Origin of the sequence: Bacillus sp. NP247 (assembly GCF_018966865.1) — a bacterium.
In the GTDB taxonomy this organism is placed as follows: domain Bacteria; phylum Bacillota; class Bacilli; order Bacillales; family Bacillaceae_G; genus Bacillus_A.
In genome coordinates this window covers 5,074,591-5,089,503 of sequence record NZ_CP076653.1, presented here as the reverse complement: position 1 = coordinate 5,089,503, position 14,913 = coordinate 5,074,591, and the positions used below count along the sequence as shown (strand labels likewise).

The 14,913-nt window shown below is 30.8% G+C and carries 9 protein-coding genes and 1 riboswitch; of the genes, 5 read left to right on the top strand and 4 right to left on the bottom strand.

Features of this window, described 5'->3' with window-relative positions; translation table 11 throughout:
• Positions 1–867 precede the first annotated feature (867 nt).
• From KPL75_RS26350 to KPL75_RS26330, 5 genes are all read left to right on the top strand, one after another.
• Positions 868–1,911, top strand: coding sequence for a Fic family protein (locus KPL75_RS26350; RefSeq protein ID WP_219918521.1), 1,044 nt, complete (start codon positions 868–870; stop codon positions 1,909–1,911).
• A gap of 843 nt (positions 1,912–2,754) precedes the next feature.
• Positions 2,755–4,263, top strand: coding sequence for a spore germination protein (locus KPL75_RS26345; RefSeq protein WP_219918517.1), 1,509 nt, complete (start codon positions 2,755–2,757; stop codon positions 4,261–4,263).
• A complete protein-coding gene (locus tag KPL75_RS26340; RefSeq protein ID WP_219918515.1) occupies positions 4,250–5,353 on the top strand; it encodes a GerAB/ArcD/ProY family transporter in 1,104 nt (367 codons plus the stop codon). The genes KPL75_RS26345 and KPL75_RS26340 overlap by 14 nt, the downstream gene beginning before the upstream one ends.
• Positions 5,350–6,477 carry a Ger(x)C family spore germination protein gene (locus KPL75_RS26335; protein ID WP_002147856.1) on the top strand — a complete coding sequence of 376 codons (1,128 nt, stop codon included), beginning with the start codon at positions 5,350–5,352 and terminating at the stop codon, positions 6,475–6,477. Before KPL75_RS26340 ends, KPL75_RS26335 begins: the two co-directional genes overlap by 4 nt.
• Before the next feature lie 1,018 nt (positions 6,478–7,495).
• Entirely contained in the window at positions 7,496–7,696 is a 201-nt protein-coding gene (locus KPL75_RS26330) for a DUF2187 domain-containing protein (RefSeq protein WP_002065497.1), read from the top strand.
• A 437-nt stretch (positions 7,697–8,133) separates the two neighbouring features.
• Here KPL75_RS26330 and mgtA read toward each other — a convergent pair whose 3' ends face one another.
• The 4 genes from mgtA to mgtE form a co-directional block, all read right to left on the bottom strand.
• A complete protein-coding gene (gene mgtA, locus KPL75_RS26325) occupies positions 8,134–10,827 on the bottom strand; it encodes a magnesium-translocating P-type ATPase (protein ID WP_219918513.1) in 2,694 nt (897 codons plus the stop codon).
• Between the two features lie 228 nt (positions 10,828–11,055).
• Entirely contained in the window at positions 11,056–11,595 is a 540-nt protein-coding gene (locus KPL75_RS26320) for an undecaprenyl-diphosphatase (RefSeq protein WP_002147863.1), read from the bottom strand.
• Between the two features lie 22 nt (positions 11,596–11,617).
• Positions 11,618–12,733: an FtsW/RodA/SpoVE family cell cycle protein gene (locus KPL75_RS26315; RefSeq protein ID WP_002065490.1), complete on the bottom strand. Its 1,116-nt coding sequence runs from the start codon at positions 12,731–12,733 to the stop codon at positions 11,618–11,620.
• A gap of 90 nt (positions 12,734–12,823) precedes the next feature.
• A complete protein-coding gene (gene mgtE / locus KPL75_RS26310; RefSeq protein WP_219918509.1) occupies positions 12,824–14,152 on the bottom strand; it encodes a magnesium transporter in 1,329 nt (442 codons plus the stop codon).
• Between the two features lie 212 nt (positions 14,153–14,364).
• Positions 14,365–14,541, bottom strand: a riboswitch (M-box (ykoK) riboswitch).
• Between the last annotated feature and the right edge of the window lie 372 nt (positions 14,542–14,913).

Here is a 14,913-nt window from a genome sequence, read left to right as displayed (position 1 = left end):
CCTGAGAAAAACTCTTGAGGAAAAACGTTTTTCAGGGTACTTTTATACTAACTCTTTTCCTTAAAATGTTTCTGTACCTAATATTTAAATTAACTTATGTCAAAACATTTCGCAATACAAGTGCTAAATGCTACATGGATACATAGAAAATGACACTTTTTATGAGCATACTCCATCAAATACTTATATTAAATATAGAAAAGTCACCTTAATATTATTAAATTTGTTAAATTAAATAATGAAAATGGAGAATACTAACTTTATAATTGTCACAATTTAATTTGTATATCTACTCTTTTATTACTCGTAAAAATCAATTGATAATTCCTTCAATATTAATTTATGAAATGCAGAGATCATCTAAAGCAACAATTTTCTTAAATTAGATTGTTTTTCTATCTAATTTATTTTGTCGAAAAAAGTCGATATTTTCATATTTTTTTCATTTAATTATTGTACATTTGCACATTTAATGTTAGGATTATGCCTATTCAAATTAGATCCTATTGATTCCTCTTTAAGATTTCTTTATTTTATTTGTGAAAATTAGTTACTTTCTAGTAAATTCCCAGCGATAATATAGCAAACTACACTAATAATAATTCTAAAATTATATTTTTATCTCGTAAATTCATAAAAAGGAATTAAAGTCAAACTATATTTTCTATCTGTGTATATTCATTCTTTATTCAAACATGATTAATTATAAGTTCTAACTCGTTAATCAAATTTAAATAACAATTTTGATTCTAAAATAAGTTCAAAATCAAAATAAATATATTGTTATTTCAAAATAATGTTGTAAACTATCTTTAGAATGGAAAGATTTATGTAACAGCATGTTAAGGGGTTACAGGGGGAATAAAAATGAGAAATTTTTTCGATGACAAGTATAAAAATATTGAATTTAAAAGGAGACTATTAAATATAATCAGTGAAATTAGTGAATTAAAAGGAAAATTAGCTGCTTATCAGGAACAAAATCCTGATATATTTACTAGCTTAGAAAAAACCATACCACTTCATTACATAAAAAACTTTACTACTACCTATGAAGATATAAAAGTCCCAAATAAAAGATTAAAAGAACTTATTTTAGATGATATAGTACCTCAAAATATCTCGGAAGATGCTATCTTTTGTTTTTATCAAACACTTACTTTTGTACATAAGAATTCCTGTGATTTATTAATCAATCCAGAGACTATACAGGAATTACATTTTCAATTAATACATTACATTACCTCTGACAGTGCCAAATGGCGCGAAAAACCGTTTACTATTCCAGGTATTCCTGAAAACGGAATGCACTTAAATAGTTACCGCATTCTTCCACATGAGCTTATTCCACAAGTAATGGAACAATTATGTGATCAATATAACTCATTAAATTCTAGTAAGGGCCATCATTCACTTTTATTAATAGCTCGTTTTATATTTAATTTTTATTGCATAGTCCCTTTTAATCAGGGTAACGGCAGATTGGCACTTATGTTAATGCAATTGCTATTAATTAAGAGTGGAAATACATTTGTAAAATATGTATGTTTGGATAAATACATTAAGAAAAATGAATCTGAATATTACAATTCGATTTATAAATCTTCGGTAAATTGGTACTGCGAGGAACATAATAGTAGCTTTTGGTTAAAAACGTTTTTAACTATTATATTAGAGGCGTACAAAGATCTTCATAATACAGTTCTAGATTCTATATGTAAGCATACTAAAGTGGAGAGAATTCAGGATTTTATACTTAAACAAAAACAACCCTTTACTAAGGAGTGTATTCGTAACACATATCCAGACATAGCAGAGAGTACAATCAGTAAGGCTTTAAATTCCTTGCAATTGTTTGGCCATATTAAACTAATGACAAAAGGAAGAAATGCTAGTTGGATTAAAGTTTAACTATACTTGTAAAACACTTACAGTTCAAAAAAGAAAATTATAACTTTATCATTTAAATTCATGCCTTTGGACTCTTACTCATTGAATTTCACTTTAATATATTAAGCTATTATTACTAATTTAGTTATTTCTAATTCCTACAAAACATTTTATAGGAATATTTGTCGAAAAAAGTCGCATTTTAAATTTTTTTCTTTATTTTCTGGTTGTAAACGTTTCATTTTCATGTTACCATCTTAATCAAACAATAGATGGTAATAAAAATGAAAATATTTCTTTCCCTTAGAAACATATAAACGTGCGGTCATATCAAGAAAATAAGGCCAAAGAAATATTTGATACCTATCCAAATAACCAATAGGAATTTTGCCGCATTAACTTTCTGTTATTTCAGAATAAAACTTCACATTTTGTCCCTAAACAAAATTTGTTAGCGTGCAAAATTCAAATACACTAAAACACCCAAATAAATGAAATGCCCTTTTTTATTGAGCATTGAGGTATGAAAAAATAATTCTTCCTACAAAATTCAGCTGAGTAACATAAAGACATCTAAATTACTACCTTTATCGCCATCTATTGTTGACAACATATTTACCAACTATTAAAAAGAACCTATCAAGGGTTCTTTTTTATTATACTCATTCAAATTCCACTTCTATCTTGATACTTAGATTTCTACACAAAATACATCTATTTTTTTGCTCTCAATTATTGAATTTATAATATAGTACTTCAATTTTAGTTATTCTTGATCTCAATCCGTTTAAATTAGTGAATAAAATTCCAACATATAAAAATAATAACTACAACTAATCGTTATATATTAAAGAGGTGTCAATTTTGTCCTTAAATGAAAAGACCCTAGAAATAAAGACAGATAAAATCATTGAAAAAATCCAAACAAGTAACTTAAAAGAACTTAAAAATACATTAGATAACATCTTTAATATTAGTGCAGATTTGATTGAACATCCTTTGCAATTAAAAACAAACACGAATATTTTACTATATTATTTTGAAGGCCTTACAGATGGTGTTGCATTAAAAGGAAATGTTGTTACACCATTATTACAAGAAGTAAATGAAGACAATCAAATATTTAATTCTAATATTATTGCTACTCATACAAAAATAGTATATACATGGAATGAAATTAAAGTAGGATTACTTGAGGGTCAATGTGTACTGTTTATGGAAGGAGAAAAACGGTCCCTTCTAATAAATACAAAAGGTTGGGCAGAGAGAGCAATTCAAGAGCCAATTTCAGAAGTTACTATTAAAGGATCCCATGATGGATTTATTGAGAATGCCACAAAAAATATAGGCCTAATTCGTCGATATATTCCTTCTACAGAGTTGAAAATCAAAAAGCTGACGATTGGAGAACGAGCCACTTCTTTAGTCTATTTGATCTACTTAGGTGATGTAGCAAACGCAGATGTGGTCCAAGAAATAGAAACTAGAATCTGTAAAATTAAAACGGATGCGGTATTGAGCATTGGAGAACTATCTAATTTTACAAAGGATCAAAATTGGACTCCTTTTCCACAAGCTTATTTAAGCGAACGCCCAGATGCCATTTCTAATCATATACTTGATGGAAAAGTAGCAGTGCTGATGGATAGGTCCCCAGGCGCAATGATTGTTCCAATGAATTTAATTGGATTTTTTCAGACCCCAGATGATTATAATATTCATTGGCTCATTGCATCATTTTTTCGCTTATTACGATTTACAGGATTTATTATAGCTATTTTTTTACCCGCAATTTATATTGCTATCGTCTCTTTTCATTTTGAAGTCATTCCTTTAGATTTATACACTTCTATTGCAACGTCAAGAGTCAAAGTCCCTTTCTCCCCCTTACTGGAAGCTTTTATAATGGAAATCACACTGGAAATGCTACGTGAAGCTGGTATTCGCTTACCACAACCAATTGGACAAACAATTGGAATTGTTGGAGGGATTGTAATTGGGCAAGCGGCTGTTCAAGCTGGTCTTGTGAGTAACGTTATGGTTATTATCGTATCTATTACCGCCATTGCATCATTTATTGTTTCTAATTATGACTTATCAAGCTCTATACGCCTTATTCGTTTTCCAATGATGTTATTGGCATACTTTTATGGGATTGTAGGTATTGTTAGTGGATTAATGCTTTTATTTGCTCATTTTGTTTCACTAACTTCGTATGGTTCACCATACGGATTGCCAATAGCACCATTTCGTCTCCAAGAGTTAAAAGATTCTTTTGTAAGATTTCCTATTTCTATGATCACCACCCGCTCGAGTACAGGACAGCCGAAACAAAAAAAGAAAAAAGAAGGTGGTCCGCATGGGGAATCTTAGATTTCAAAACATAACTTTATTTGAATTTATTGTTTTCATCCATTCACTGCAACTTGCATCAGGTATGTTAATTATGCCGAGCCCACTTGCTACTACCGCTGGCACAGATGGCTGGATTTCTATCATTCTGGGATGGATGATTACTTCTATAATTGGCGTATTTATTGTATTAATGTTACAAAAAAATCCTAGCAAAAATTTCTCACAGATTTTAAAAGCATACTTTGGTAAATGGCTAGGAACATTTTTTCTTCTTTTATATGCCTTTTATCTATTTTTTGCTGGTTTTAATACTTTATTAAAGGCAACTGATATTGTAAAAGTGTGGATATTCCCTTCCACTCCTGCTTATCAAATCGCCATATTATTACTATTGCCTTTTATTATTTTAGCTCTGAGTGGGTTAAGGGCTCTTACTAGTTATTCTATGCTTGTTTTCTTCTTCACTACTTGGATGCCACTATTTCTTCTTTTTTCATTAAAGAGTAACTACAATCCTTTACACCTACTACCTATTTTTAAAGATGGCTTATCCCCTATTGTAAAGGCAACAAAAGAAACCATTACTCCTTATGCAGGCTTAGAAATTGCATATTTTATTTATCCGTTCTTACAAAAAAAACAAAAAGCCATAAAAGGAATACTAATAGCGAATACTGGAACCATGTTTTTCTATCTATATGTGACTATTCTTTCTTATATATACTTTAGCCCGGAGGGGATAAAAGACGTAATTTGGCCAGTATTTCATTTGTTAAAAGGGGTTCGTTTTTCATTCATAGAACGATTAGAAGTTATATATATCGCTTACTATTTGATTGTATTTTCCACTACAATATATCCGTATTTATTTTTCAGTTTTGAATCTGTGACCATTTTATTTCAAAAAAATGCTCGCAATTGGGCGCTCGTTAGTTTTATGTTTTTAATAGTCAGCTTATTTATTTTTCTAAACCCCGACGTGGATCAATATTTGTTTATATATTCTCTTATGGATATCTTAAATATCATTTTCTTTATTCTATTACCAATCTTTTTTTTCGCTTACAGCATTCTTTTCACTTGGTTAACTAGGAGGAAACAACTTTGATTCGAAAATGGATATGGATTGTAACTTGTTGTGTATGTTTAATCGGTTGTAGTCAAAGAATCCCTCTTGAACAGGTTTCATTAATCCTGTTAATCGCTTTGGATAGAACTTCTAATGGAGACATAAAAGTGGGCACAAGCATACCACTCTTTCATCATAAACAGCAAAGAAGTACTATAGAGCAATGGGCGCGGGCATCCACTGTATATAATGGATTCAGTAAAATAGATACGAAGTTAACGGGCTATATGACAGCCTCAAAAGCTGAAATCATTTTAATTGGGAAAAAATTGGCCCAAGAAGCAAATTGGATGCAGGAGCTTGATTCTTCTTACCGTGATCCTTACGCTACCATTAATGCTAAAGTAGTACTTGTTGATGGACCTGTAGAAGAAATTTTCACAATTAATAAGCCCGATAAACCATCACTACCATCTTACATAAGTAGTGTAATCGAATCCTCCATTCAAAATAATCAATCCGTTTCTTCCACGATTCAACAATTAATGAGAGAAAAAAATGAAGAAGGAATGACACAAGCTGTTCCAGTTATTAAAAAAACAAAGAATGAAATCGACACGGTAGGAATTGCACTTTTAGATCGACAAGGAAAATTTTTAACTCGTATCCCTAAAAAAGATGTTAAATTCTTCAATCTTATAAATAAGCCCAAAAATAAAGGCCGGATGATACTACACCTTGTGCTTCCTCCTAAAAAATCCAACAAAAAACCAAACACTTCTATCTTGGTACAGAATGCGACAAGGAAGGTAGATGTTAATTTTCAAAACGGAAAGTTTGTATTTAATCTCGATATAAATGCAAATGTAGCTTTAATAGAAAAAACCAATGCGAATTTAATTAAGGGGCATTATGATAATAAAAAAAACATAAATAATTTAAAGAGTGCTATTCAAAAAGAAATTAATAAGAAGTTACAAGATATTTTGGATGAAATACAGCAGAATAAAATTGATCCAATCGGATTATCCCTATATGCTAGAGCTTTTCAATATAAAGAGTGGAAAAAACTAAAAGGAAATTGGTTGCAAGCGTTAGCAGAGGCTAAAATAAATGTAAAGACACACGTCAAAATAAAAGATACTGGGACCATTAGAAATTAGACTAGCCTATTCTTGTATTTGATAGCATTTCTCAGTAAAATTTTCCCTCCTCAATAATTATTATGTAAAAGATGCTAACTCAAAGAAAAATTTTTAAGTTAAATACAAAGCAATAGATTTTTCTTTTTTATCTAACAGTTCTTTTAAAATGACAACAATTTAACTGCAGTAATCCAGTATAAGTTTCTAATTTAAGGAACCGGAGAACTTATAATTCTGGTGCAGTAGACGTGCCAAATTTCATTCCAATAGCAACTCCAAGATAAAACATCAAAGCCGAAATTCCCAATTTAAGGAATTTCGGTTTTTTGAGTTCGTACGAATGTCTTAGTCTTAGTTCTATGTACTTTGATATATAGGCCCAAATCAACAAAATTCCGCATCATTTTATCGTATAATGAGAGACCTTAATAAATCTTTTTTTATTTATATATCCCATACGGGCATCAATTGTCTTTTATTACTTATACTCTTTAGATTATTTCAAATGATTCTATTTCCTTCTTGTTTAACTCTTTTGATATATTTCAAATTTCTTGTTTTTCCTGTATTGATAATTAATTATTATCAGATATAATGTTGTACCCATACTAAGTTACAAAAAATAATACTCTATTATTAAAGAATCAGAAAAAACTACCCTTATACCTTCCAGTTATACCTCTTATTGCGTACCAGACTCCCATCTATATGTGATGGATTCTTTTATCTTTTTCAATAATCAAATTTTCATTAAATATTTAACTTATTTATTACTCTTAATGAATATTATTTCTTTTTATTAATTTCAGCTTTATATTGTACGATTATTTAACGTTATTCGATAAAATACGTAAGTTTTACAAATACCCTAGTTCTCATTGTTTTCATCGTGTGAAAACTATTTATCCCCCCTTAGTCAAAAGTGCTCCTCCCTATGTATACTTGATTTTTCACTCTTGCATTTTTTATTCATTCATGTATTATATGATGAAAGCAACTTTGCAAGAAGAAAACTATTATCAATGAGGTGTATCATATGGAAACAGAAAATAATGTTACAATTGGTTCTTTCGTACAATTTCCCTATCGTAATAACTCCTCCTTACAATTAACAGGTTATGTAGTGAATATCCTACAAAACACGATTGTAGTTGATATTGCAGAGATTGCCGAAACACATGCTATAGACGAAACTAGACAAGTCGTAAAACATGGTTGTTATCATAAAATGAAGTAAACTTATAATATATAAAAAGATCCTAGTACCCACTAGGATCTTTTTATATAACGTTGGTCAGATTACCACGCTTAAGGGTACCGCATGGTGGAAAATATCCTGTGAAACAATTACTTGTATAGACTTTTTCATTACAATTATATGCATAAATAAAAAAGTGGATAAATAAAAGACAAGCTGTTGGTAGCCTTCCGTCTGATATGTAACTACTGCTGTTAAGTGGTAGTTTACAAAAAGTTATTTTCTTTTTGAACCACCTTTATTACGATTGGCTGACGCGAGGTACCCTCTTACGTTTATTATAACTATTAAAACATAACTTTTACTTGATTCATTTTCAGCCAAACCAAATTCACGTTGTATTAGCCATTAATTCCTTATCCATAAAGGATGTGTAGTATTTAGTAAAACTTGTTTTTTGACCAAATTTTTTAGTTTTAAAGCCATCGATTAAACTTCCTGATGTATATTCTCTTTATAATCTGAGTAACTAGAGCATAGATTGTCAAAATTCCCAATAACCACAGAAAATAATAAAATGGAAGTGGAGTTAAGCCAATTTGAGTACTTAAACTGGTAAATGGAAGGAAAATCCCTATAATCATAACTAAGCCTGTAAGCATCAAAACTGGCCTAGCAGCCGTACTTTGTAGGAAAGGAATATGTTGAGTACGAATCATATGCACAATTAATAATTGTGTTAATAACCCTACTACGAACCAACCTGTTTGAAATAAGGATTGCATTTCAGGAATATTTGCACCAAATACATTCCACATTACGATAAAAATGATTATATCAAAAACACTACTTACCGGCCCAATAAAAATAATAAAACGAAATAAATCTTTTGTATCCCAACCTCTTGGTTTTACTAAAAATTCATTGTCTACTTTATCCCACGGAATTGAAAGTTGGGATAGATTATATAGTAAGTTTTGACATAATATTTGAATTGGTAGCATTGGAAGAAAAGGAAGAAATGCACTAGCAATTAATAAACTTAATACATTTCCAAAATTTGAACTTGCTGTCATCTTAATATACTTCAGTATATTTCCAAACGTTGTCCGACCTTCCACTATAGCATCTTCTAAAACATGTAAGTCCTTTTCTATAAGTATAATATCTGAACTCTCTTTAACAATATCATCTGCTGTATGGATAGATACACCAACGTCAGACTGTTTTAAAGCAAACACATCGTTAATTCCATCTCCCATAAACCCAACTGTATGACCATTCATTTGAAGTGCCTTAATAATACGGAATTTTTGACTAGGATTTAATTTTGTGAACACACTTGTTTTACTTGCAAGTTTTCCTAATGCCTTATCAGGAAGACTATCAATTTCATAACCCAGTACTGGTTCTCCTATATACAAGCCCATTTTCCTACATACATTTCTTGTCACGGACTCATTATCACCAGTTAAAATTTTCACTTGTACTCCTTTCTTTTGTAGAGTATGAAGTGCAACGATAGCCGATTGTTTGGGTGGATTTAAAAAACCTACATATCCAACAAGTATCATATCTGATTCATCATCAATAGAGTAACTATCCACTTTATCACTCTTTAGCTGCTTATATGCAACTGCGACAACTCGCATCCCTTGTTCCTGCCAGAGTTCAATTAAGTGTTTATTTTTACGTTGAATTTCATCTGTAATAGAAATTATCTTATTATTTTCTTTTATATAACTACAAATTGATGCAACTTCTTTAACAGCACCTTTACATAGCATTATTCGTTCGTTAGCATTGTTTTCTAAAACAACTGAAACTCGTCTTCGATCAAAATCAAATGGGCATTCATCTATTTTTGAGTATTGAGATATATCATATTTACTACTATCTCTTACATAACGTATAACTGATAAATCAATTTCATTTTTATATGCTGTATGAAAGTAACCATTTATATACGCTAATTTCAAAACTTCATCCGACTTTTCTCCATTTGTATCTGTATGGCGTACCAGATCCATTTTATCTTCTGTCAACGTGCCTGTTTTATCGGTACAGAGAATATCCATAGCCCCAAGATTATGAATAGAAGATAGCTGTTTTACAAGTACCTTCTTTTTACTCATATTAATAGAACCTTTAGCTAAATTAGCGGTTACAATCATTGGAAGCATCTCTGGAGTAAGTCCAATCGCTACAGCTATAGCGAATAAAAATGCCTCATACCAGTTCCCATTTATAACTCCATGTATCATCATGACAATAGGTGTCATGATGATCATAAATTTAATTAATAGCCAGCTAACTTTGCTTACCCCTTTATCGAATCTGGAATCAGATTTCTTGTTCAGTTTGAACTGATTCTTTGCTATTGAACCAAAATAAGTATCTGTTCCAGTACCTACAACTATTGCTTTTGCGGTACCACTTATGATATGAGTTCCCATAAAACAGAGATTTTCTAATTCAATTAAATTTTGGGTTTTTCTAATTTTACGTTTTTTGTACATATAGAAATACTGATTTGATTTTTCAATGGGTAATGCTTCCCCTGTTAGTGATGATTGATTTACAAGTAAATTTTCCGATGAGATAATTCGTACATCTGCAGGTATAATATTCCCGGCAGATAATTCTATAATATCCCCTGGTACAAGATTCTCAAGAGCAACTTGTACCTTTCCACTTTCTTCTAATACTGCCCTCTTATTTTCCTTATATGAACCATTTCCTCCCCTGAAAACGGTTACCTTTTCATATACAAGATTTTTTAATTTTTCTATAGACTTCTGAGAACGAAGTTCTTGTATGAACCGAATTAACGCACTTATAGCCACCATAATCCCTACAATAATAGTACCCTTTATATCATTAGTAAGAAAAGATAACATCCCTAATATTATTAGCAGAGAAATAAACGGACTTCTAAAAGAATTAAATAATGTTATATACCATTTTACTCTTTTTTGATAAACTACTTTATTTTTCCCATATACTTCAAGTCGCTTAGTAGCTTCTTCCTGAGAAAGTCCATGAGATGTTGTTTTAAAAAAAGATAACGTCGACTCAACATCACTTTTTGCAATTTCACTTAGCATTTTATAATTTTTGCTTAGTACTTCCTGATTATAAAAAGATTTTTTTTTATTAGATCGCAACAACTTTACCTCCTATCCATTAAATAAAATCCCTCTGTTTTTTAAAATATAATTTTAAAACCACATTTTTATAATCACCCTGAATTTTCAATCAGATTTAGAAGTGCAATAGCACTTAAATAGTATTATTCTCACCATAAAAAGTAATTTTTATTTATAAGTTTCCTCATTATTAGCAGCAAAATTTTTGAATATAATTTGGTCTATCGCTAGTATAGTATTGTAGATGCTTTATTTATTATTTTTGAAGTTAGTTTTAACTATATAATGGATTATGAAGGCCCACAAAAGTCCTAAAACAGCTCCTATTAATACATCTAGCGGATAATGTACTCCTACCCAGACCCTTGAAAAAGCAATTAAAAAAGCTAACAATAAAAATACTTTCCCTAAACGTTTTTCATATAAGCATAAAGTTATAGCTATTGCGAAGGCACTTGTAGCATGATCACTAGGAAAAGAGGCATTAGCGGTATGCTCGACAAGTTGGTTTATATTCAAATGAGAAACAAATGGTCGTTCTCTATAAAAAAACAATCCAATAATTCTATTAAATACAAAAGCAAAACAGCATGCTATAATAGCTTGAATTACACAGGTTCTATTTTTATATTTTTTGTTTAACCAAAGAATCATAAATAATAGTATGAACATATACTGAGCATATTCAGCAAAAAAAATCATTAAATAATCGATGTATATATTTTCTTTCACATGCTCATTTATATACCGAAATCCATTATAATCAAGATTGTTTATTAAATTTAACATTTCTCCTCCATAAGCAAATATATTATCTGTTTATTTTATTGAAAATTGAAATATTTATCAGTATTCCCATTGCCATTAAATTAGCCATTAAAGAACTTCCACCAAAGCTAATAAATGGAAGAGGGGTGCCTGTAAGGGGGAAAATTCCCGTGACACCTCCTAAATTAACAATAGATTGAAGACCTATCATACTCCCGATTCCTATTGATATAAGACTTCCAAATTGACTTTTACACTCTTGAGCAACCTTAAAAGAGCGAATTACTATAGTTAATAAACCAGTTAAAATGATTAGTACCCCTATAATTCCAAGCTCCTCAGATACAATTGACATAATAAAATCAGTATGAGGCTCAGGTAAAAAACCTTCCTTTTGAACACTATTTCCAAACCCACGTCCACTAACTCCACCAGATCCTATGGCAATAAATGAATTTACAAGTTGGTAACCATCCCCTTTTGCATCAAGAAATGGATTGAACACCGTTGTAATACGCGCCATTTGAACATCAGATAAACCATATTTAACTATAAAGTATAAAGTCGGTACCCAAACAATAGAAGTAACCGTTATCCATTTCATTAAAATAGTAATGTTTATTCCAGAACATATAAACATACTAGCCCCTATTCCTAAAATTAATAATGCAGAACCTAAATTGGGTTGTTTGTATATCAAAAAGAACGTAAACATTAAAAACAAAATAACTTTACCACTGCCTTGCCAATATGATTTTTGCACCTCTTGACGTTTTGAAAAAAAACCTGCTAGTACAATAATCACACCCAGTTTAATAAATTCTGCAGGCTGTATTCCAAATATCCAAGATTGTGCATTATTAACAACTTTTCCTTTCCATAAAACTAAAAATAGTAATACAATACTTACCATTACAATACACACGGAAACGATGCGTTTTTTCCATATATGAAAAGGTAGTCCAATACAAATTATTAATCCTATTACTCCTAAAAAAAGTTTATTTAATTGAGAGCGAAAAAAGAAATCACTACTATAGCCATAATTTTTAACTGCAACAATTGAGCTGGCACTATACATCATCAAAGTTCCAAATACAATTGTAATGATAAGCGAAAACACCAACGGATAATCCAGTAACTTGAATACTTTTTTCATTTCTATTCTCTCTTTCTCTATACTTCCAACAAGTTTGTCTACAAACTTTGCAGGAACGAACTTAGGTATAAAAAATTTAATATAAATTTCTTATAAGCCTAGTAACATTTTTGCAATGGTAAAGTACAGAATTAACCCCGTTCCATCGACTAATGTCGTAATGAACGGACCTGAGATAACAGCTGGATCCAGCTTTAACTTATTTAAAATCAAGGGTAATACAGATGAAACAATAGACGACCAAATAACAATGAACAATCCAGTAATAGCTACAACTTGTGCGACTTCTGTACCTACGCCTAAAGTGTACGCACGAATTAATGCCGCCACGGCTAATGTAAGCCCTAGTAAAATGCCTACTAATGCTTCTTTTTTCATAACACGAAATATATCTTTAAATTTCACCTCATTTAGAGCTACAGCTCGAACCAATGTAGTTACGACCTGTGTACCTGTATTTCCACCAGTTCCAATTAACAATGGAATAAAGAACGCCAATGCAACTACATGAGTCAAAGTTTCTTCATAATGTCGAAGTACAGAACCAGTATATGCTTCTGCTACAAACAGAAGTAATAACCACCCTATACGTTTACGGTATATTTGCCAAATAGAGGTTTCGAAATATGGCTTATCTAATGGGGTGCTCCCTCCTAATTTTTGAATATCTTCAGTTGCTTCTTCTTCGAAAACATCCATTGCATCATCGAAGGTTATGATACCTATCATCCGATTATCCATCGTTGTTACAGGTATAGCGGATAAATCATAATCCATTAGCTTTTGTACAGCTTCCTGTTGGTCTAGGTCCACTGAAACTGAAATAACATCCAATGCCATTATTGATGATAAAGTCTTATCATCTGAAGCTAGCAATAATTCACGAATAGAAACAATTCCATTAAGCTGACCACGCGAATCAAGAACATAAATATACGAAATTGATTCTACCCCTGCTCCAATTTTTCTAATATGTGAAAGCGTATCTTTCACTTTCCAATTTTCCCTGGCAGCAATATAGTCAATTGTCATCAAACTGCCCGCTGTTCCAGATTGAAAAACCAGCAGACTTCTAATTCTTTGTTGAGATTCTTCAGACAAAAGTTGTATCAGTTTTTCAGCCTGAAGTGGATGAATTGAAAGAATTACATCAACAAGGTCATCAATAGATTGCCTAGCTAATAGCCCTTCTCCTTTATCCACAGGCAAGTTGGTGCAAATATTATATTGCTCCTCTGGAGTAAGGTAACTAAGAATTTTCGCACCTTTTTCAGCAGGAAAACATTTCATTAAAGATATCTGATCTTTATGATGAAAATCTTTCATTTCCATTGCAATATCATAGGATTGAGTTTTTATAAGTTCTCCTACTAAGTGGATGTCTTTTGTCGTTAATAATCGTTGTAAACATTTTTTCATCGTAATTCCTCCTTAAGGACAGTGGTACTTGTTATCATTTTCCCACTTTTGGGAAAACAAATTTCTTAATAAATATGGGATCAATATCATCAATCATTAGTTTTCCCCCCTTTTATAAGAGATTTATTACAAATAAAATTTCGCATATAAAAAACCTCCCCTAGTGATTCAACTAGAGGAGGCTGATTTTAAAAAAGACATAGCTAAATAAAGCTCATTCCCCCTAGTTGAGTTTTGGCACTATACAACGTAAAGGATGAATCATTCATCACTTAGCTATCTTAAGAAGAGCCTTAATCCGACAATTCCTGTTCTACCCATTGGCATCTTTCGATATTTTTGGGCAATAGCCTGTGTTTGTATAGGAGCCTCACCTAACAGGTTATAAATATTTAAAATTTTTTGCTTGTTTCGTGTTAAAGCATATCCACTATTTTTGAACTTGTCAAGTAATAATAAAACTTATTTCTCCACCTTTTGATATCAAAACATTCCCAAATCATAGATATAAACATCTGTATAATAGTTTATATTTATACAACGAATTTTACAATTTATACACTAAATTTTTAAAATTATAAACTATAAAATTAATTTATTTTTATTATTACACGTGTCTTGACGCTTTATTATTGAAGATTGATGTAAAAATAAAAAATTTAAAACCAAAGACGTCTGATAGATAACAAAAATTTCAACTTGATTCTCTCTCATTTTCACTATAACCTGTATCTTGTACAAAGGGATAAATTTTAAACACA

What these genes read in the sequence shown, in the direction of transcription:
- mgtE (WP_219918509.1), bottom strand. Translation starts at nt 14,152, where the DNA reads ATGAAAAAATGTTTACAACGATTATTAACGACAAAAGACATCCACTTA.
- KPL75_RS26315 (WP_002065490.1), bottom strand. Translation starts at nt 12,733, where the DNA reads ATGAAAAAAGTATTCAAGTTACTGGATTATCCGTTGGTGTTTTCGCTT.
- KPL75_RS26350 (WP_219918521.1), top strand. Translation starts at nt 868, where the DNA reads ATGAGAAATTTTTTCGATGACAAGTATAAAAATATTGAATTTAAAAGG.
- KPL75_RS26340 (WP_219918515.1), top strand. Translation starts at nt 4,250, where the DNA reads ATGGGGAATCTTAGATTTCAAAACATAACTTTATTTGAATTTATTGTT.
- KPL75_RS26320 (WP_002147863.1), bottom strand. Translation starts at nt 11,595, where the DNA reads ATGTTAAATTTAATAAACAATCTTGATTATAATGGATTTCGGTATATA.
- KPL75_RS26330 (WP_002065497.1), top strand. Translation starts at nt 7,496, where the DNA reads ATGGAAACAGAAAATAATGTTACAATTGGTTCTTTCGTACAATTTCCC.